Here is a 19,327-nt window from a genome sequence, read left to right on the forward strand (position 1 = left end):
TGGGCAGAATGGGACACCTCACCCCGTCCACCCGCACACCGGACAGGCACCACTCCATGAGCCAGAGCACCCTGACCCCGCCCGAGCAGCAGAGCCCCGCGAAGCCCGACGCCGGATCCGGCGGTTCCTCGCCACTCGGCAACGGACTCAAGCAGCGCCACCTCTCGATGATCGCCCTCGGCGGAGTCATCGGTGCCGGCCTCTTCGTGGGCTCCGGCGCCGGCATCGCGGCCGCCGGCCCCTCGATCGTGCTCGCCTACGCCGCCTCCGGCCTGCTCGTCATGTTCGTGATGCGGATGCTCGGCGAGATGTCCGCCGCCAACCCCGCCTCCGGCTCCTTCTCGGTCCACGCGGACCGGGCCATCGGCCCGTGGGCGGGGTTCACGGCGGGCTGGATGTTCTGGACCCTGCTGTGCGTGGGCGTGGCCATCGAGGCCATCGGCGCGGCGCACATCATGACGGGCTGGTTCCCGGGCACCCCCTCGTGGATGTGGGTGCTGATCTTCATGGCGCTCTTCTGCGGGTCCAACCTGGCCGCCGTCTCCAACTTCGGCGAGTTCGAGTTCTGGTTCGCCACCCTGAAGATCGGCGCCATCGGACTCTTCCTGGGCCTCGGCGTCCTGGCCGTCCTGGGCCTGCTGCCCGGCACCGACTCCCCCGGCTCCGCCAATCTGCTGCACGACGGCGGCTTCCTGCCCAACGGCGTGGACGGGCTGCTGGTCGGCCTGCTCGCCTCCGTCGTCGCGTACGGCGGTCTGGAGACGGTGACCATCGCGGCCGCCGAGTCCGACAACCCGGTCCGGGGCGTGGCCAAGGCCGTGAAGACCACCATGTGGCGGATCGCAATCGTCTACGTCGGCTCGATGCTGGTCATCGTCACGCTGCTGCCGTGGAACGACCCGGCGGTCACCACCGAGGGCCCGTACGCGGCCACCCTGGACCACCTGGGCATCCCGCACGCCGGCCAGGTCATGAACGTGGTCATCCTGATCGCCCTGCTGTCCGCGATGAACGCGAACATCTACGGCTCCTCGCGCATGGCCTACTCCCTCGTCTCCCGCGGCCAGGGCCCCAAGGCCCTGGGCAAGGTCACGGGCCGGGTGCCGCGCCGCGCCGTGCTCGCCTCCTCCGGCTTCGGCTTCGTCACCGTGCTGCTGTCCTACTGGTATCCGGACACCCTCTTCGCCTGGCTGCTGAACATGGTCGGCGGCGTCATCCTCGTCGTCTGGGGCTTCATCGCCGTCTCGCAGTTCGTGCTGCGGCGCCGCATGGAGCGCGAGGCCCCCGAGAAGCTGGTCGTGAAGATGTGGGGCTTCCCGTATCTGACCTGGGTCGCGCTGGCCGGACTGGCCGGGGTCCTGGTCCTGATGGCCATGGGCGACGACACGCGCGTCCAGCTCGTCTTCACCGGCGGCCTGACCCTCGCACTGGCCGTCACGGGGTACGTGATGCAGCGCCGGGCGGCGGCCAGGGCCTGACCTGCCCCGGAGACGACACAGGCGCGCCCCGTGCGAAGGCACGGGGCGCGCCTTCGTCGTCTCCGGGACCCCTTACGCCACCCCTTGATCAGATGCTGCTAGCGTGCAGTTGCGCATTAATTGCAATAAGCAGTTGGCACGCCGAGGGGACCGGATCACACGCATGGCCATCTACACGCTTCCTGAGCTTCCTTACGACTACGCGGCTCTCGAGCCGGTGATCAACCCGCAGATCATCGAGCTGCACCACGACAAGCACCACGCGGCCTACGTCACGGGCGCCAACACCACGCTGGAGCAGCTGGAGGAGGCGCGCGACAAGGAGAACTGGGGCGCGCTGAACGGCCTGGAGAAGAACCTCGCGTTCCACCTCTCCGGCCACATCCTCCACAGCATCTACTGGCACAACATGGCCAGCCCGAAGACCGGCGAGGGCGGCGGAGAGCCCACCGCGGCCGACGGCCTGGGCGAGCTGGCCGACGCGATCACCGAGTCCTTCGGCTCCTTCGCGAAGTTCCGCAAGCAGCTGACCTTCGCGTCCTCCGCGACCCAGGGCTCCGGCTGGGGCGTGCTCGCGTACGAGCCCGTCAGCGGCCGCCTGCTCGTCGAGCAGATCTACGACCACCAGGGCAACGTCGGCGTCGCCAGCACTCCGATCCTGGTCTTCGACGCCTGGGAGCACGCCTTCTACCTGCAGTACAAGAACCAGAAGGTGGACTTCATCGAGGCGATGTGGAAGGTCGTCAACTGGCAGGACGTGGCCGGGCGCTACGCCGACGCCAAGGCGAACACCCCGCTGCTGATCCCCGCCAAGGGCTGATCGCCGCCACCAGAGCCCGTCCGCCTCGTGATCGTCTTCTCAACCTTCACCGGCGGGCGTGTCCACCAGAAGGCCCCCGCGAGGACGTGACTCGCGGGGGCCTACTGCGTCCACCAGGCCGTCCACCTCGCCGACCGCCGTGAACTCCCGGGCCAGCCCCGTCTCGTGCAACCGCGCGAACGGGCCGAAGGGGATGCCGAACTCCGACTCCCCGCGGTCGAAGTTCCAGCTCTTGTGCACCTGGAAGCGGTAGTCGCTCACCACGGACCCGTCCTCGTGGACCCGTACCGTGCCGCTGATCCGGTACTGGGCCCCGCGCAGCGCCAGCCACCAGTCCGCGCTGCCTCCCGCACCGGCCCGCCGGCCGATCAGCACCCCGCGCCAGCCGCTGTCCGCCGCGTACGCGCCCGGCTCGCCCAGGGCCCCGGCGGCCGCCCGCCACTCTGCGAGCCGGGCGTCCACCTCTTCCCGTACGACGGGTACCGCGAGCAGCGCCCGCGCGTCGACCCGGTACGGGCGGCCCGTGCCCCGGAGGTAGTGCCGCAGGGTGCCGGCGGCGTGCCGGACGCCGAGGGCCGCCCACAGCGGGGGCACCGCTACGCAAGCTGCCCGCAGCACCCGGTCTCGGGGGCGTGCGGGCAGGCTGGCGTGCGCGGCGTTGTCGTTCGGTATCGCGGGCTCCGCCCGGCCGCCACTGCGACCGAGCGGTTCCTCCTGTGCCGGGCTGGTCCCCATAGGGGGACGTTAAGGGAGGAAGCGGACCGCTGCTAGTCGAACCTAGTCGAAGATCGGGCCCTGGGTACGGGTGCGCTTGATCTCGTAGAAGCCGGGGGTGGAGGCGACCAGCAGGGTGCCGTCCCAGAGGCGGGCGGCGGCCTCGCCGCGCGGGGCCGGGGTGACGACGGGGCCGAAGAAGGCCACTTCCTCACCGTCGGCGCCGGGCACCGAGATCACCGGGGTGCCGACCTCCTGGCCGACGCGGTTGATGCCCTCGTTGTGCGAGTCGCGCAGGACCTCGTCGTACTCGTCGGAGTCGGCGTAGTGGATCAGCTCGGCGGGCAGGCCCACCTCGTCCAGGGCCGCGGCGATCGCCTCGCGGGTCGGGCCCTGGCCCTCGTTGTGGAAACGGGTGCCGAGCGCGGTGTAGAGCTTGCCGGTGATCTCGTCGCCGAACTTCTGCTGGGCGGCGACGACCACGCGCACGGGGGCCCAGCCCTTGGGGCCGAGCAGATCGCGGTAGCGCTCGGGCAGTTCGTCGAGCTTGTTCTCGTTCAGCACGGCGAGGCTCATCACGTGCCAGCTCACCTCGACGTCACGGACCTTCTCGACCTCGAGCATCCAGCGGGAGGTCATCCAGGCCCAGGGGCAGAGCGGGTCGAACCAGAAGTCGACCGGGGTCTTCTCGCGCACCTGGGTGTCCTGGGTGTCAGCCATGTCTCTCCTCAGATCGGAACGTTCCTCCCTGCCCAACCGCCCCGACCGCACACGCATTCCCCATGGGAGGATTCGGTCAGGTATCGCGATCACGCACGAAGGAGTGCACGTGCCCGGAGAGAATCTGTCCCGTGACGAGGCCCGCGAGAGGGCCGAGCTGCTGTCCGTCGACGGGTACGAGGTGGTCCTCGACTTGAGGTCCGCGGTGGACGAGGCCGAACCGGCCGACGGGCCCCGGACCTTCCGCTCGGTGACCACCGTCCGCTTCCGGGCCGCCGCCCCGGGAGCCGCCACCTTCGCGGACCTCATCGCGCCCTCGGTCAACTCCGTGACCCTCAACGGGCACGAGCTGGACCCGGCCGCCGTCTTCGACGGGGCCCGGATCGCGCTGGACGGCCTGGCCGCCGAGAACGTCCTGGTCGTGGACGCGAACTGCGCCTTCAGCCGCACCGGTGAGGGCATGCACCGCTTCGTCGACCCGGAGGACGGCGAGGTCTACCTCTACACCCAGTACGAGCCGGCCGACGCGAGGCGGGTGTACGCCAACTTCGAGCAGCCCGACCTGAAGGCCCCGTACCGCTTCGAGGTGACCGCGCCCGAGGGCTGGCAGGTCTGGAGCAACGGCGCCGAGGAGTCCCGCGAGGGCGACACCCGCCGCTTCGCCGAGACCGCGCCGATCTCCACCTACATCACCTGCGTGGTGGCGGGCCCGTACCACTACGTGACGGACACCTACACGCGCGGGGACCTGACGATCCCGCTCGGCGCGATGTGCCGCAAGGGCCTGGCCAAGCACTTCGACGCGGACGACGTGTTCCTCGTCACCAAGCAGGGCTTCGACCTGTTCCACGAGATCTTCGACTACCCCTACCCCTTCGGGAAGTACGACCAGGCATTCGTGCCGGAGTACAACCTGGGCGCGATGGAGAACCCGGGGATGGTGACCTTCCGCGAGGAGTACATCTTCCGCGGGAAGGTCACGCAGGCCTCGTACGAGCGGCGCGCGAACGTCATCCTGCACGAGATGGCGCACATGTGGTTCGGCGACCTGGTCACCATGAAGTGGTGGGACGACCTGTGGCTGAAGGAGTCCTTCGCGGACTTCATGGGCTCCTTCGGGCTGGTCGAGGCCACCCGCTTCGACCAGGCGTGGGTCACCTTCGCCAACAGCCGCAAGGCGTGGGCCTACCGCGCCGACCAGCTGCCGTCCACGCACCCGATCACGGCCGACATCCGTGACCTGGAGGACGCGAAGCTGAACTTCGACGGCATCACCTACGCCAAGGGCGCGGCGGTGCTCAAGCAGCTCGTGGCGTACGTGGGCCGGGACGCCTTCCTCGAAGGCGCGCGGCGCTACTTCAAGGCCAACGCGTACGGGAACACCACCCTGGACGACCTGCTGTCGGTGCTCGCGGAGGTCTCCGGCCGGGACATGGCCGAATGGTCGCGGGCCTGGCTGCAGACGGCCGGCGTGAACGCGCTGACCCCGGTGGTGACCTGCGACGCGGGCGGCCGGGTGACCGAGCTGGCCGTGCTCCAGGACGGCGACGAACTGCGCCCCCACCGGGTCGCGGTCGGCCTGTACCGGCTGGACGCGGACGGCGCGCTGGTCCGCTACGCACGGGCCGAGGCCGACGTGGCCGGCGCCCGGACCGTGGTGGGCGAACTGGCCGGCCAGGAGCGTCCCGCCCTGGTCCTGGTCAACGACGACGACCTCACCTACTGCAAGATCCGCTTCGACGCGGACTCGCTGGCCACGCTCCGCTCCCACCTGGGCTCGGTGGCGGACCCGCTGACCCGCGCACTGTGCTGGTCGGCGCTGTGGAACCTGACCCGTGACGCGCTGATGCCGGCCCGGGACTTCGTCTCGCTCGTACTGGCCCACGCGGGCCGGGAGACCGACGTCGGCGTGCTCCAGATGCTGCACTCCCAGGCACTGTCCGCGGTCACCCACTACGCGGACCCCCAGTGGCGGGAGCAGGGCGGCCGGGTGCTGGCCGCGTGCGCGCTGCAGGAACTGCGGTTCGCCGAGCCGGGGTCGGAGCACCAGCTGACCTGGGCCCGGTTCTTCGCGGCGGGCGCGGCCACCGAGGGCGACTTCCAGCTGCTACTGGGCCTGCTGGAGGGCTCGGCGCGGATCGACGGGCTGGAGGTGGACCAGGAGCTGCGCTGGGACTTCCTGCTGCCGCTCGCCGCGCACGGCGCGGTGGACGAGTCCGTCCTGGCCGCCGAACTGACCCGGGACGACACGGCGTCGGGCAAGCGCCACCAGGTGCGCTGCCTGGCGGCGCGGCCCTCGGCCGCGGTCAAGGACCAGGCCTGGGCGGCCGTCGTGGAGTCGGACGCGCTGTCGAACGCGCTGGTCGAGGCGACGATCTCGGGGATGCAGCAGCCTTCGCAGCGGGGGCTGCTGGCCGGGTTCGTCGCGCCGTACTTCGCCGTGCTCGAGCGGGTGTGGGCGGACCGGTCGATCCAGATCGGCATCGACGTGGTGCGCGGGCTGTACCCGTCGCTCCAGGGCTCCCAGGAGACCCTGGACGCCACTGACGCGTGGCTGGCCGAGCATGCCGATGTGGCCCCGGCTCTGCGCCGCCTGGTAGTGGAGTCCCGGGACGACCTGGCCAGGGCCCTGCGGGCGCAGGCCTGCGACACCGCGGCGGGCTAGCCCTGCGGGGCCATTCCCCCACCCCGCCCCTTCCCGAAACCGGGCTCTGCCCGGACCCGGTCCTCAAACGCCGGACGGGCTGGAAGATGCCGCTCAGCGGCAATATCCAGCCCCGCCGGCGTTTGAGGCGCGGGGTCCGGGCGGAGCCCCGGGAGCGGCGCCGCGCCTGCGAACCGGCGCACTCCATCGGCAGTCGAACGTCCGTACTTTAGCCCCGGCTTGTCCCGATTTGCCGACGGATGTGTAACAGGGGTTAGCAAGGCCATGGCCTGAGGGAATCACCGCGTCATGAACCACAACGCACCCCTCCCCCTCGCCCACCTCACCGGCAGCCGCCCCCGCGTGCTCTCGCTGGCCCAGCTCCGCGAGCACGGCGTCTCCGCCTCCGACGCCGCCGACCGCGACTGGCAGCAGATCCTGCCCGGGGTGTTCCTGCTCCACTCCGGCCCCGCGACCGGCGAGGAGCGGCTGCACGCGGCGCTCCTGTACGCGGGTCGGCGCGGCGACGAGGTCATGGTCACCGGGCTCGCCGCCCTCGCGCTGTACCGGTTCTCCGCCGCCCCCGCCCTGGCCGGCCTCCCCCACATCGACGTCCTCGTCCCGAACACCCGCCGGCTGCGGTCCGCCGGACAGGTCCGCATCGTCCGGACGCACACCCCGCCCCGGCCGATGGAGGTCAACGGCCTGCCCGTCGCCCCCGTGGCCCGAGCCGTCGCCGACGCCGTCGCCCAGCTCTCCGACGCCGGTACGGTCCGCAGGCTGCTCAGCGAAGCCGTCCGCGGCGGGCACTGCGAACCGGCCGCCGTGGTACGGGAGCTGACGGTGGCCCGGCTGCTGAACCGGCCGCACGTGGTCGACGCCGTCGAATCCCTGCTCGCGGAGGGCCGGGCCATCGCCGAGGACCGGCTGTACCAGCTCGTACGCGGCTTCGACCTCCCCGAGCCGGTCTGGAACGTGGACCTGCGCCTGCCCGGCGGCCCGCACCTCGGCGGGGTCGACGCGTACTGGCCCGAGCAGGCCGTCGCCCTGGAGATCGACACCCGGGCCCCGCGCCAGGGCGAGGACGAGGAGTGGTCGGAGTCGGTCCGCAAGCGGGAGACGCTGGAGCGGTGCGGGGTGACCGTCCTGCACATCACCCCGCGCAAGCTCCGCGACTGGCCCGAGCAGCAGGCGGCGGTCGTCCGCACCGCCCTGACCGCGTCCGGCGACCGCGAGCCGGCCGCCTACCTCGTCGTACTCCCCCGGTGAGGCGGCGGCCACGGCTAAGGCAGCGCCGGGTTCGCGGGCGAGTACTCCGGGGTGCTCCACCGCAGCCGCCCCGGGTGCACGCTCTCCACCACCGCTTCGACCCGGAACCGGACCCGGCGGGACCCGCCCGGCCCGAATTCGGTCTCCGCCCGGCCGCTGAGCTGGAGCAGCGCCCCGCTCTCCCAGTCCGGGAACAGCAGCCCGGCCCGCGCGTCCGTCAGCAGGTTCCCCAGCGTCAGGAACATCGCGTTCCCGGGATAGTCCGGCCAGGTCAGCTCGGTCGGCGACAACACCTCCACGAACCCCGGCAGCCCGCCCCGGTGGCTCGCGTCGACCCTGTCCGCCTCGGCGGTGGTGGTGACGAAGAAGGTGTCGGCGGCGCGGACGGCCCGCTCCTGGTCGGGGGTGAGCGCGTACCCACGCCGCACGACACCGGCTCCTTCGGCGACGAGCTGGACAGGCTGCCGCTTCTGGAGGTACTTGGGGCAGTTCGCGAAGACCTGCTCCGCCGTGATCGCGAACCCGCCGGGGGTCGCCTCGAGGGTCCCGTTGAGCCGCATCCGGCGCCGGGTTCGCGGATCGAGGGAGATCGTCCCGACCCGGGTACCGCCGGTGGCCAGCACCCCGGCGAGCGGATCGCCGTCCGGCACCGCGCCGACGACCGCGATCCGGTCCGGCGCGGTGGCCCGCACGAAACCGGGGGCGCCGGTCAGGAGTGAGGTCCACAGCCGCCCGTGCGCGTCGGCGGCGCCGACGACCAGGTGCGGCTGCTGCGCCAGGAAGGCCGCGGCGACCTCCTTGATCCGCGGTGCGACCGAGCGGCCCACATGGGCCGCGGCCTCGCGGACGCCGACCCGCTCCTGTACGGCCAATGAGCCCCAGTGGTACTCGGGCATGGCTGGTCCTTTCGACAGGCCCCTCACGGGCGATCCAAGCGATCCAACCTTCTAAAACAAAGTTAACGGTTAGAGTCGCAACCGTCAACCGTTCCCGTACGCTTAGGGGGTTAGCGAGACGGGCACCAGGAGGACCGAGAGATGGCGACACCGGCGACGGACCCCCGCCCCCTGACCGGCGAACCGGTGGCCCTGGACCTGATCAACACGCGCTGGATGCACGAGGGCGAGCTCACCGACCTCTTCGCTGGGGCCTTCGGGCTCACCCGCGTCGAGGGGCTCGCGATCTGGCTGGAAAGCGCCGGACTGGCCGGCCGCTTCCGCGCGGACGCGGCCACCCTGGTGCACCTGCTGACCGCCCGCGAGGCACTGGCCCGCGCGGTCGCGGACCCGTCCGACGCGAGCGCCCGCTCCCTGATCGACGCCGTCCTGGAACACGGCCGGATCCGGATCACCCTGACCGCGCAGGGCGCCGGCGAGCGCTCCGAGTTCGACGACCCGACATGGGGTCCGGCCTGGACGGCCGCCCGCGACTACCTGGAGCTGCTGACATCCGCCCCGGACCGGATCCGCAAGTGCGCCTCCGAGACCTGTGTCCTGCACTTCCACGACATCTCGCGCAACGGCACCCGGCGCTGGTGCTCGATGGCCGCCTGCGGAAACCGGGCGAAAGCATCCCGGCACTACGCGCGCACGCGCGAGCGCTGACCGCCCCGAAGTTGTCACACCCGATCCGGGACAGGGGCGTACTCCAGCCCTGACAGATGGTCGGGAAATCGATAAATCAATTTCTGAGCCAGGAGGTCCGTACCGCTGTGTCCCGGTACGGACCTCCTGGCACATCCCGTGAGCTGGCGGGAGTCCGCCATGTCATGTCTCGATCGGTGACAACTCTCCCCAAAGGGCTGTCGCTTACACGAAGCTGACCGGTCATCCGGCACCGAAATCCGGACCGTATCTTTCACTTAGCCAGGGATGCTGATGACCCTCGACTCCCCCAGCTCCATACCCGTGTCCCGGCGCGCCGTGCGCGTCGCGGCCGCGGCCGGCCTGGTGGTCGCTCTCGCGGCCACCGGCGCCATGCCCGTCTTCGCGGCGACCGGCACCGACGTCCCCCCGGCCAAACCCACGGCCAACCCGGCGGTGAAGTCGGCCGAGGAGAAGCTCGGTTCGGCCGACGTCGAGCTGCTGCAGGAAGCCAAGTCCAAGGGCGAGAAGACCGTCACCGTCATGCTGGCGACCGCCCCCGGCGAGACCCAGCAGGTGGCGAAGCAGCTCAACGACGTCAAGGGCGCCTCGGTGGGCCAGACGTACGACAAGCTCGGCTACGTCCGCGCCACCCTGCCGACCGACAAGGCCGAGGCCGCACTGAAGGCGGCCGCCAAGCTGTCCTCCGTGCACGGCATCGACCTGCGGCAGGAGATCCAGCTTCCGGACCCCCGTCCGGATGCGGGCAAGGAGTCCGGCGCGGCGAAGCCCGCCCCCGGGTCCTACCCCGGGCCGGACAAGAACACCCCCGCGAAGAACCCGTACAACCCGTCCTTCGAGACCGGTTCGCTGGACTTCCTCAAGAAGAACCCGACGGCCGACGGCCGCGGCGTGACCATCGGCATCCTGGACTCGGGCGTCGACCTCGGTCACCCCGCGCTCCAGAAGACCACCACCGGCGAGCGCAAGATCGTCGACTGGGTCACCGCGACCGACCCGATCGCCGACGGCGACGCCACCTGGCGTGCCCAGATCACCCCGGTCACCGGTGGCACCTTCACCGCGGGCGGCGCGAGCTGGAAGGCTCCGGCGGGCTCGTTCCAGTGGAGCCGCTTCACCGAGTCGATCACCGCCACCGGTGACATGAAGGGCGACGTCAACCGGGACGGGGACACCACCGACCGGTTCGGCATGCTCTACGACCCGGTCGCCGGGACCGTCCGCGTCGACACCGACCAGGACAACGACTTCACGAACAACGAGCCGATGAAGCCGTACAAGGACGGCTACCAGATCGGCTACTTCGGCACGGACAACCCGGCGACCGAGGTCGCCGAGCGGATCCCGTTCGTGATCCAGATCCGCAAGGACGTCCCGATGGACCCGCTGGGTGGTGACTGGGTCGGCAAGAAGGCCGACTTCGTCAACATCGGCATCATCGAGTCCGAGCACGGCACGCACGTCGCGGGCATCACCTCCGCCAACGGCCTGTTCGGCGGCGCGATGAACGGCGAGGCGCCCGGCGCCAAGATCGTCTCCTCGCGCGCCTGCTCCTGGTCCGGCGGCTGCACCAACATCGCGCTGACCGAGGGCATGATCGACCTCGTCGTCAACCGCGGTGTGGACATCGTCAACATGTCGATCGGCGGCCTGCCGGCCCTGAACGACGGCAACAACGCGCGCTCCGAGCTCTACAAGAACCTCATCGACACCTACGGTGTCCAGCTCGTCATCTCGGCGGGCAACGAGGGCCCCGGCATCAACACCATCGGTGACCCCGGCCTCGCGGACAAGGTCGTCTCCGTGGGCGCGGCGGTCTCCAAGGAGACCTGGGCCGCCAACTACGGCTCCGGCGTGACCAAGAAGTACAACATGTTCCCCTTCTCCTCGCGCGGTCCGCGTGAGGACGGCGGCTTCACGCCGACGATCACCGCCCCGGGTGCGTCCATCAACACCACCCAGACGTGGCTGCCCGGCTCCCCGGTGAAGGAGGCCGGCTACACCTTGCCGGCCGGCTACTCGATGCTGCAGGGCACCTCGATGTCCTCGCCGCAGGCGACGGGCGCCACCGCCCTGCTGATCTCGGCCGCCAAGCAGCGCCACATCGCCCTCACCCCGGCGAACCTGCGCGTCGCGCTCACCAGCAGCGCGAAGAAGATCGACGACGTCCCGGCGCACGCCCAGGGCGCGGGCCTCATCAACATCCCCGGCGCGTGGGAGTCCATCCAGCGCGGCGCCAAGGCCGACGAGTACACCGTCAAGGCCCCGGTCGACACCGCGATCGACCAGTTCCTGAAGACCCCGGGCTTCGGCACCGGCGTCTACGACCGCGAGGGCGGCCTGAAGGTCGGCCAGAAGAAGGTCTACGACGTCGTCGTCACCCGCACCACCGGCGCCACGTACAGCACCCCGACGCTGCTCAGCTGGCGCAACAACGACGGTACGTTCAAGATCCTCGGCTCTGACTTCGTCATGCTGCCGCTGAACAAGCCGGTCACCGTCAAGGTCGAGGCCAAGGCCAAGTCGGCCGGCGTCCACAGCGGCATCCTGGAGCTCGACAACCCCTTCACCGAGGGCGTCGACAAGCAGATCCTCTCCACGGTCGTGGTCTCCACCCCGCTGGAGAAGCCGTCGTTCGCCTACTCGGACACCTCGTCCGTGCAGCGCAACAGCCACAAGTCGTACTTCGTGACCGTCCCCGCGGGCGCCAAGACCCTCGAGGTCGCCCTCGGCGGTCTGAAGCCGGGCAGCCAGACGCGCTTCATCTCGATCCACCCGTACGGTGTGGGCGTCGAGGACAGCGCGACGACCCAGTGCTACCCGAACTACGACAACCCGGCGAACCAGTGCCGCCCCGACCTGCGTTCGTACCCGAACCCGCAGCCGGGCGTCTGGGAGATCGAGGTCGAGTCGCGCCGTACGTCTCCGCTGCTCGACAACCCGTTCAAGCTGGACGTCTCCGTGCTCGGCGCGGCCTTCGACCCCGCGGTCAAGGTCCTGCCCGAGGTCAAGCAGGGCACCCCGGCGCCGGTCCAGTGGACCGTCAAGAACGATGGTGCGGCCATCTCCGGTGGCAAGCTCCAGGGCGGTCCGCTCGGCTCCGCGAAGGTCGCCAAGCCGACCATCGCCCCCGGTGAGACCCAGACCACCGAGATCACCATCGGCGAGGGCGTCTCCCGCCTCGACGTCGCGATCGGCAACGTCTCCGACGCCGCCGCCGACCTCGACCTCGAGGTCTACAAGGACGGCGTCAAGGTCGGCACCTCCGCCGACGGCGACTCCGAGGAGGCCGTGAGCCTGGTCAACCCGGCCGCGGGCACCTACACCGTCAACGTGATCGGCTACGCGATCCCGTCCGGGTCCACCACGTACGACTACCGCGACGTCTACTACTCGGCCGCCCTGGGCACCGTCCAGGTCGACGAGGCCGCCGCGGTCAACCTCGCCAACGGCGCCTCGGCGACCGTCTCCGCGAACGTGCTGGTCTCCAGCGCCGCTCCGGAAGGCCGCCAGTTCTTCGGCGAGGTCAAGCTGCTCAACGCCCGCGGCACCGCCGCCGGCACCGGCAGCGTGCAGATCGAGAAGGTCCTGCCGTAACGGCAGTTCCCGCGTGACAGCGTGACAGCGTGACCGTATGACCTCATGACGGAGGGGCGGGTACCCGATCGGGTACCCGCCCCTTCTGCTTGCCCCCCCTCGGGCGCTACGTCACCTGCCCAGCGAGCTCAGGTCCTGCGCGTACGTGCCGACCGCGTGGGCGATCACGTCCAAGTTGGTGTCGAAGGCCTTGAGGTCCAGGTTCTTCAGGGTGTCCCCCGCCCCGTGGTAGTTCGGGTCGTACGGGGCCCCGGCCGTGCCGCCGTACCGCGCGGCCTGCTCGGGGGTCTTGATGCCCTCGGCTCCGGTGAAGGTGCCGCCGGCCGGGATGCCGTTCGCGATGAACGGGCCGTAGTCGGAGCGGCCGTCGAAGTCGCTGCCCTCGTGCGGCTTGCCCTTCTTGTCGAGGAAGCCGTTGATCAGCGCCTCAATCCGGTCCGAGCCGGCCGGACCGGCGCCCTCACCGGTCTTGTCCGAGTCGTCGCCGTCGTAGACGAACTGCACCGGGTTCGGCGAGGCGATCATGTCGAAGTTGAGGTAGAGCGCGATGTCCTTCTTCTGCTGGTCGGACAGTTGCGCCACGTAGTGCTCGGAGCCCAGCAGGCCGAGCTCCTCCGCCGACCACCACGCGAAGCGGACCTTGTTGGTGGTCTGCTTGCCCTTGCCTTTCTTGTTGGCGCCCTGGTCCGCGAGCTTGAGGGCCACCTCCAGCAGACCGGCCGAGCCGGAGCCGTTGTCGTTGATGCCGGGACCCTCGGTGACCGAGTCCAGGTGGGACCCGACCGCGACCACGCGGTCGGAGCGGCCGCCCCTGGTCTCGGCAATCACGTTGCGGGTGGTCTTCTTCACGTGCTCCTGGTCAAGGTCCAGGCGTACGGTCACCTCGCCCTTGGCGGCGGCCGCGGTCAGCGCCTCGCCGTCGGCGAGGGTGATCCCGGCGCTCGGGACGATCCCCTCGGCGGGCGAGGAGAACCCGCCCCGGACCGGGGTGGTCCCGCTGTGGTTGTAGACGATCACGCCGATCGCGCCGGCCGCGGCGGCGGCCTTCTGCTTCTCCACGAAGGTGCAGGCGCCGCGCTTGACCAGGGCGATCTTCCCCGCGAACGCACCGGCCGGGTAGTCGTCGGCGGTGCAGCCCGGACTCTCGTCGACCCGGGCCAGGGCGAGCGGGGCGGTCAGTCCGCCGGCCGGGGTGGACTTGGTGAAGGTGAAGGCGGCGGTGGCCAGCTCCCGCGGATCGGCGCCGCCGACGACAGTGGTCTTCTCGGTCCTCGTGCGGGCCTCGTAGATGTCGAAGTCCTGGTACGAGACCTGGTAGCCGGCCTTGGCCAGGGTGTCGTGGACGTAGGCGGCCGAGGCCGCGTGGCCGGGCGTGCCGGCGGCACGGTTGCCGCCGTTGGCATCGGCGATCTGCTGGAACTTCGCCAGGTGCCGGTAGGCGCCGCGGGCGGTGACCTCCTCCACCAGCTCCTTGGCGAGTCTGCCCTCGCGCGGCCCGTGGGCGGCGGCCGCCGGGGTGGCGGCGAGCAGGACGGGTGCGGCGACGGCGACGGCCGCGAGGGCGGCGAGCGCCGGTATGGACCGGCGGCGGTGGCGGATGGAGCGCACGGTGGTTCCCCCCGAGTTCGAAGTACGGAAAACACGTCCGCATTACGGACGCGACAGACCGGACCGTAACCGGCTTCGACCTGGCAAAAAGGGCAGTGAGCAGGGGTGCAACACGGCCGCCACGGAGTTGTCACCGTGGTTCACACTCCGCACACCGTCCGCTCCTCGGACAATGGATTGGACAAGGCTCGTGGGGTCGAACGCATGATGGCTTCACGCGCGCCCGCGTCGTACGGATCAAAGGGAGTCACCGTGAGGGTCGGAATCGTCGGAGCCACCGGACAGGTCGGCGGAGTCATGCGCGGCATCCTCGCCGAGCGGAAGTTCCCGGTGGAGGAGCTGCGGCTGTTCGCCTCGGCCCGTTCGGCCGGCTCGACCATCGAGTGGCAGGGCCGCGAGATCACCATCGAGGACGCCTCCACGGCCGACTTCTCCGGCCTGGACATCGTGCTCTTCTCCGCGGGCGGCGCCACCTCCCGCGCCCTCGCCGAGAAGGTCGCCTCGCAGGGCGCCGTCGTGATCGACAACTCCTCCGCCTGGCGCAGCCACCCCGAGGTTCCCCTCGTCGTCTCCGAGGTCAACCCGCACGCGATCAAGAACCGCCCCAAGGGCATCATCGCGAACCCGAACTGCACCACCATGGCCGCGATGCCGGTGCTGCGCCCCCTGCACGACGAGGCCGGCCTGACCGCGCTGATCGCCACCACCTACCAGGCCGTCTCCGGCTCGGGCCTGGCGGGCGTCGCCGAGCTCAAGGGCCAGGCCTGCGCGGTCGCCGAGGCCGCCGACCAGCTGACCTTCGACGGCGGCGCGGTGGAGTTCCCGGAGCCCAAGGTCTACCAGCGGCCGATCGCCTACAACGTGGTCCCGCTCGCGGGCAACCTGGTCGACGACGGCTCCTTCGAGACCGACGAGGAGCAGAAGCTCCGCAACGAGTCCCGCAAGATCCTGGAGATCCCCGAGCTCAAGGTCTCCGGCACCTGCGTGCGCGTGCCGGTCTTCTCCGGCCACTCCCTCCAGGTCAACGCCCGCTTCGCCCGTCCGCTGAGCGTGGAGCGCGCCTACGAGCTGCTGAAGGACGCCCCGGGCGTCGAGCTCTCGGACATCCCGACCCCGCTCCAGGCCGCCGGCAAGGACGCCTCGTACGTGGGCCGCATCCGTGTCGACGAGACGGTCGAGAACGGCCTCGCGCTGTTCCTCTCCAACGACAACCTCCGCAAGGGCGCCGCGCTGAACGCGGTCCAGATCGCGGAACTGGTCGCCGAGGAACTGCGCGGCTGATCCCCCTCGCACGCGGGAACGGAAGGGGCGGCGCCGCCACGGCGCCGCCCCTTCCTCGTGTCAGGGCCGGCGCACCTCGTAGTGGAAGCAGCCGAACTCGGCGGCCCGGACGTGCACGAGGGCCACCTCTGGGTCGCCGAACGCCTCGTCCAGGGCACCCTCGATCACACCGTCGGGGTCGTCGCCGAGATCGAGCACCCGCCCGCCCAGGATGTGCCCGCGGGCGTCGTACCGCCGGGCGGTGCGCTGCGCCGCCGTCCTGCCGAAGGGGTACGCCTCGCGGCCGGCCGGACCGCCGCAGTGCTCGGCGTGGATGAAGACGGGCCCCTGCTCGTCGTACGCACCGGGCTCGGCGCCGGTGGCGGCGGCCCAGCGCCGCAGGGGCGCGTAGGAGACGAGGGCGATCCGCTCCCCGGCCGCGCTCGGCCTCAGGCAGCACCTCAACGGCGCACCGCCCTCGCCGTCGGCGTACGGGACGCACTCCCGCCCCGCGTCGTCACGTACGCGGAGCTCCTTGAGCGCCGCCTCCTCGATGGGCCTCGCCCAGTACCTGATGGTCATGCCCATCAGCGTCGCGCCGCCGCCCGCCGCTGTCCGGCGGGTTTCCGCCCTCGCGCTCCCGCAGCAGGCCGACTGCAATCCGGAGAACGGCGGAGCGGGAGGGAAGGCCGTTCCGCTCCGCGTACCGGTCGAGGAAGTCGATGTCCTCGATGGGCAGGCTCAAGCTGATCCTCATGCCTCATGGTAGGCAATCGACCACGCAAGGTATCTCCCGACGGGTTCGCGGCCCCGCGTGGAAAGATGGCGGACCTACGTCACCATCAAAGGAGATGAACGCGTGCCAGGCACGAATCTGACCCGTGAAGAGGCTCAGCAGCGCGCAAAGCTGCTCACCGTCGACTCGTACGAGATCGAACTCGATCTCAGCGGAGCGCAGGAGGGCGGCACGTACCCGTCCGTCACCACCGTGCGCTTCGATTCCGCCGAGGCCGGCGCCGAGACCTTCATCGACCTGGTCGCTCCGGCCGTGCACGAGGTCGTTCTCAACGGCAAGGCGCTGGACGTGGCCGCCGTGTTCCGGGATTCCCGGATCGCGCTGGGTCACCTCGCCGCCGGTGCCAACGAGCTCCGCGTCGTCGCGGACTGCGCGTACACCAACACCGGTGAGGGTCTGCACCGGTTCGTCGACCCGGTCGACGAGCAGGCCTACCTCTACACCCAGTTCGAGGTTCCGGACGCGCGCCGCGTCTTCGCCAACTTCGAACAGCCTGACCTGAAGGCGACGTTCCGGTTCACCGTGACGGCCCCCGAGGGCTGGACGGTCATCTCGAACTCCCCCACGCCGGACGCAGCCGACGTCAAGGACAACGTCTGGCGCTTCGAGCCCACCCCGCGCATCTCCACGTACATCACGGCCCTGATCGTGGGCCCGTACCACTCGGTGCACAGCTCCTACGAGCGCCCGGACGGGCAGTCCGTCCCGCTCGGCATCTACTGCCGGCCCTCGCTGGCCGAGTTCCTCGACGCCGACCACATCTTCGACGTCACGCGGCAGGGCTTCGACTGGTTCCAGGAGAAGTTCGCCTACGACTACCCCTTCGCCAAGTACGACCAGCTCTTCGTGCCGGAGTTCAACGCGGGCGCGATGGAGAACGCGGGCGCGGTCACCATCCGCGACCAGTACATCTTCCGCTCGAAGGTGACGGACGCCGCGTACGAGGCGCGCGCCGAGACGCTCCTGCACGAGCTCGCCCACATGTGGTTCGGCGACCTCGTCACCATGGAGTGGTGGAACGACCTGTGGCTGAACGAGTCGTTCGCCACCTACACCTCGATCGCCTGCCAGGCCGACGCCGAGGGTTCGAGGTGGCCGCAGGCGTGGACCACCTTCGCCAACTCCATGAAGACCTGGGCGTACCGGCAGGACCAGCTGCCCTCCACGCACCCGATCATGGCCGAGATCCGTGACCTGGACGACGTCCTCGTCAACTTCGACGGCATCACGTACGCCAAGGGCGCCTCGGTGCTCAAGCAGCTCGTGGCCTACGTCGGCACGGACGCCTTCTTCAAGGGCGTGCAGGCGTACTTCAAGGCGCACGCCTTCGGGAACACCCGCCTGTCCGACCTGCTGGGCGCACTGGAGGAGACCTCCGGCCGCGACCTGACCGCCTGGTCGAAGGCGTGGCTGGAAACGGCCGGCATCAACATCCTGCGCCCCGAGGTCGAGACGGACGCCTCCGGCGCCATCACCTCCTTCGCGGTCCGCCAGGAGGCCCCGGCCCTGCCGGCCGGCGCCAAGGGCGAGCCCGTCCTGCGTCCGCACCGCATCGCGGTCGGCATGTACGACCTGGTCGACGGCAAGCTGGTGCGCACCGACCGGATCGAGCTGGACATCGACGGGGACCTGACCGTCGTGCCCGAGCTGACCGGCCGCACCCGCCCGGCCGTCGTACTGCTCAACGACGACGACCTGTCGTACGCCAAGGTCCGCCTGGACGGGGTCTCGCTGGGACACGTCACCGCGCACCTGGGCGACTTCACCGAGTCGATGCCGCGCGCGCTGTGCTGGTCCTCGGCCTGGGACATGACCCGCGACGGCGAACTGGCCACCCGCGACTACCTCGCGCTGGTCCTGTCGGGCATCGGCAAGGAGTCGGACATCGGCGTCGTCCAGTCGCTGCACCGCCAGGTGCGGCTCGCGGTCGACCTGTACGCCGACCCGGCGTGGCGCGACCAGGGCCTGGCCATCTGGACCGAGGCCACGCTGGAGCACCTGCGCGCGGCGGCCCCCGGCAGCGACCACCAGCTGGCGTGGGCCCGTGCCTTCGCGGCGACGGCCCGCACCGAGGAGCAGCTGACCTACCTGTCGGCGCTGCTGGACGGCTCGGCCGAGATCGAGGGCCTGGCCGTCGACACCGAGCTGCGGTGGGCCTTCCTGGAGCGCCTCGTCGCCACCGGCGTCGCCGACGAGCCGGCCATCGCGGCCGAGCTGGAGCGCGACAAGACGGCGGCGGGCGAGCGCCACGCGGCGACCGCCCGCGCGGCCCGTCCCACGGCGGAGGCCAAGGCCCAGGCGTGGGCCGCGGTCGTCGAGGACGACTCGCTCCCGAACGCGGTGCAGGAGGCGGTGATCGGCGGCTTCGTCCAGACCGACCAGCGCGAGCTCCTCGCCCCGTACACCGAGAAGTACTTCGCGGTGGTCAAGCAGGTCTGGGAGACCCGTAGCCACGAGATCGCCCAGCAGATCGCGGTGGGCCTCTACCCGTCCCTCCAGGTCTCCCAGCAGACCCTGGAGACCACGGACGCCTGGCTCGCCTCGGCCGAGCCGAACGCCGCCCTGCGCCGACTGGTCTCGGAGTCCCGCTCGGGCGTGGAGCGCGCGCTGCGCGCCCAGGCGGCGGACGCGGCTGCCGCTGCCGCCTGATCCTGCGGCTCCGCTCCCGGGGCTCCGCCCCGGACCCCGCGCCTCAAACGCCGGCGAGGCTGGATGTATCCAGCCCGTCCGGCGTTTGAGGACCGGGTCCGGGCAGAGCCCGGCTGGGGGTCCCCCCGGACGGAGTCTGGGGGATGGCGGAAGGGCGGGTAGGGGACA

Annotated in this window: 14 protein-coding genes; 8 read left to right on the top strand and 6 right to left on the bottom strand. The window is 70.7% G+C overall.

Going from position 1 to position 19,327, the window contains the following annotated elements; genetic code table 11:
* Positions 1-56: 56 nt before the first annotated feature.
* A complete protein-coding gene (locus OG490_RS12820) occupies positions 57-1,478 on the top strand; it encodes an amino acid permease (protein ID WP_330296414.1) in 1,422 nt (473 codons plus the stop codon).
* Positions 1,479-1,641: 163 nt separating this feature from the next.
* Positions 1,642-2,298: a superoxide dismutase gene (locus OG490_RS12825; RefSeq protein ID WP_330296415.1), complete on the top strand. Its 657-nt coding sequence runs from the start codon at positions 1,642-1,644 to the stop codon at positions 2,296-2,298.
* Between the two features lie 39 nt (positions 2,299-2,337).
* Here the strand turns inward: OG490_RS12825 and OG490_RS12830 are convergent, their stop codons facing one another.
* Positions 2,338-3,033 (bottom strand): hypothetical protein, encoded by a 696-nt coding sequence (locus OG490_RS12830; RefSeq protein WP_330296416.1) that lies wholly within the window; start codon positions 3,031-3,033, stop codon positions 2,338-2,340.
* Between the two features lie 42 nt (positions 3,034-3,075).
* Positions 3,076-3,732, bottom strand: a complete 657-nt coding sequence (locus tag OG490_RS12835) for a mycothiol-dependent nitroreductase Rv2466c family protein (RefSeq protein WP_330296417.1) — start codon at positions 3,730-3,732, stop codon at positions 3,076-3,078.
* 109 nt (positions 3,733-3,841) lie between these two features.
* Between OG490_RS12835 and pepN (OG490_RS12840) the strand changes: the two genes are divergently transcribed.
* Together pepN (OG490_RS12840) and OG490_RS12845 are read left to right on the top strand one after the other, a co-directional pair.
* Positions 3,842-6,397, top strand: a complete 2,556-nt coding sequence (gene pepN, locus OG490_RS12840; RefSeq protein ID WP_330296418.1) for an aminopeptidase N — start codon at positions 3,842-3,844, stop codon at positions 6,395-6,397.
* 288 nt (positions 6,398-6,685) lie between these two features.
* Entirely contained in the window at positions 6,686-7,645 is a 960-nt protein-coding gene (locus tag OG490_RS12845) for a hypothetical protein (RefSeq protein WP_330296419.1), read from the top strand.
* Between the two features lie 14 nt (positions 7,646-7,659).
* Here OG490_RS12845 and OG490_RS12850 read toward each other — a convergent pair whose 3' ends face one another.
* Positions 7,660-8,541, bottom strand: a complete 882-nt coding sequence (locus tag OG490_RS12850; protein WP_330296420.1) for a pyridoxamine 5'-phosphate oxidase family protein — start codon at positions 8,539-8,541, stop codon at positions 7,660-7,662.
* 141 nt (positions 8,542-8,682) lie between these two features.
* On the opposite strand from OG490_RS12850, the gene OG490_RS12855 reads away from it, so the two are divergent.
* A complete protein-coding gene (locus OG490_RS12855) occupies positions 8,683-9,249 on the top strand; it encodes a CGNR zinc finger domain-containing protein (RefSeq protein WP_330296421.1) in 567 nt (188 codons plus the stop codon).
* Positions 9,250-9,522: 273 nt separating this feature from the next.
* Entirely contained in the window at positions 9,523-12,846 is a 3,324-nt protein-coding gene (locus OG490_RS12860; protein ID WP_330296422.1) for a S8 family serine peptidase, read from the top strand.
* A gap of 111 nt (positions 12,847-12,957) precedes the next feature.
* On the opposite strand, the gene OG490_RS12865 is transcribed toward OG490_RS12860, so the two are convergent.
* Positions 12,958-14,454, bottom strand: coding sequence for a M28 family metallopeptidase (locus tag OG490_RS12865; RefSeq protein WP_330296423.1), 1,497 nt, complete (start codon positions 14,452-14,454; stop codon positions 12,958-12,960).
* A gap of 252 nt (positions 14,455-14,706) precedes the next feature.
* On the opposite strand from OG490_RS12865, the gene OG490_RS12870 reads away from it, so the two are divergent.
* On the top strand, positions 14,707-15,735 hold the full coding sequence (locus tag OG490_RS12870; RefSeq protein WP_330296424.1) for an aspartate-semialdehyde dehydrogenase: 1,029 nt from the start codon (positions 14,707-14,709) through the stop codon (positions 15,733-15,735).
* Positions 15,736-15,795: 60 nt separating this feature from the next.
* On the opposite strand, the gene OG490_RS12875 is transcribed toward OG490_RS12870, so the two are convergent.
* Together OG490_RS12875 and OG490_RS12880 are read right to left on the bottom strand one after the other, a co-directional pair.
* Positions 15,796-16,296 (bottom strand): DUF1203 domain-containing protein, encoded by a 501-nt coding sequence (locus OG490_RS12875; RefSeq protein WP_330296425.1) that lies wholly within the window; start codon positions 16,294-16,296, stop codon positions 15,796-15,798.
* Complete coding sequence (locus tag OG490_RS12880) at positions 16,232-16,471, bottom strand: ribbon-helix-helix domain-containing protein (protein WP_330296426.1); 240 nt, start codon at positions 16,469-16,471, stop codon at positions 16,232-16,234. The genes OG490_RS12875 and OG490_RS12880 overlap by 65 nt, the downstream gene beginning before the upstream one ends.
* Before the next feature lie 102 nt (positions 16,472-16,573).
* Here OG490_RS12880 and pepN (OG490_RS12885) point away from each other — a divergent pair, with 102 nt between their 5' ends.
* Positions 16,574-19,159, top strand: coding sequence for an aminopeptidase N (gene pepN, locus OG490_RS12885; RefSeq protein ID WP_330296427.1), 2,586 nt, complete (start codon positions 16,574-16,576; stop codon positions 19,157-19,159).
* Positions 19,160-19,327: the final 168 nt, after the last annotated feature.

The organism is Streptomyces sp. NBC_00503 (genome assembly GCF_036346895.1).
In the GTDB taxonomy this organism is placed as follows: domain Bacteria; phylum Actinomycetota; class Actinomycetes; order Streptomycetales; family Streptomycetaceae; genus Streptomyces.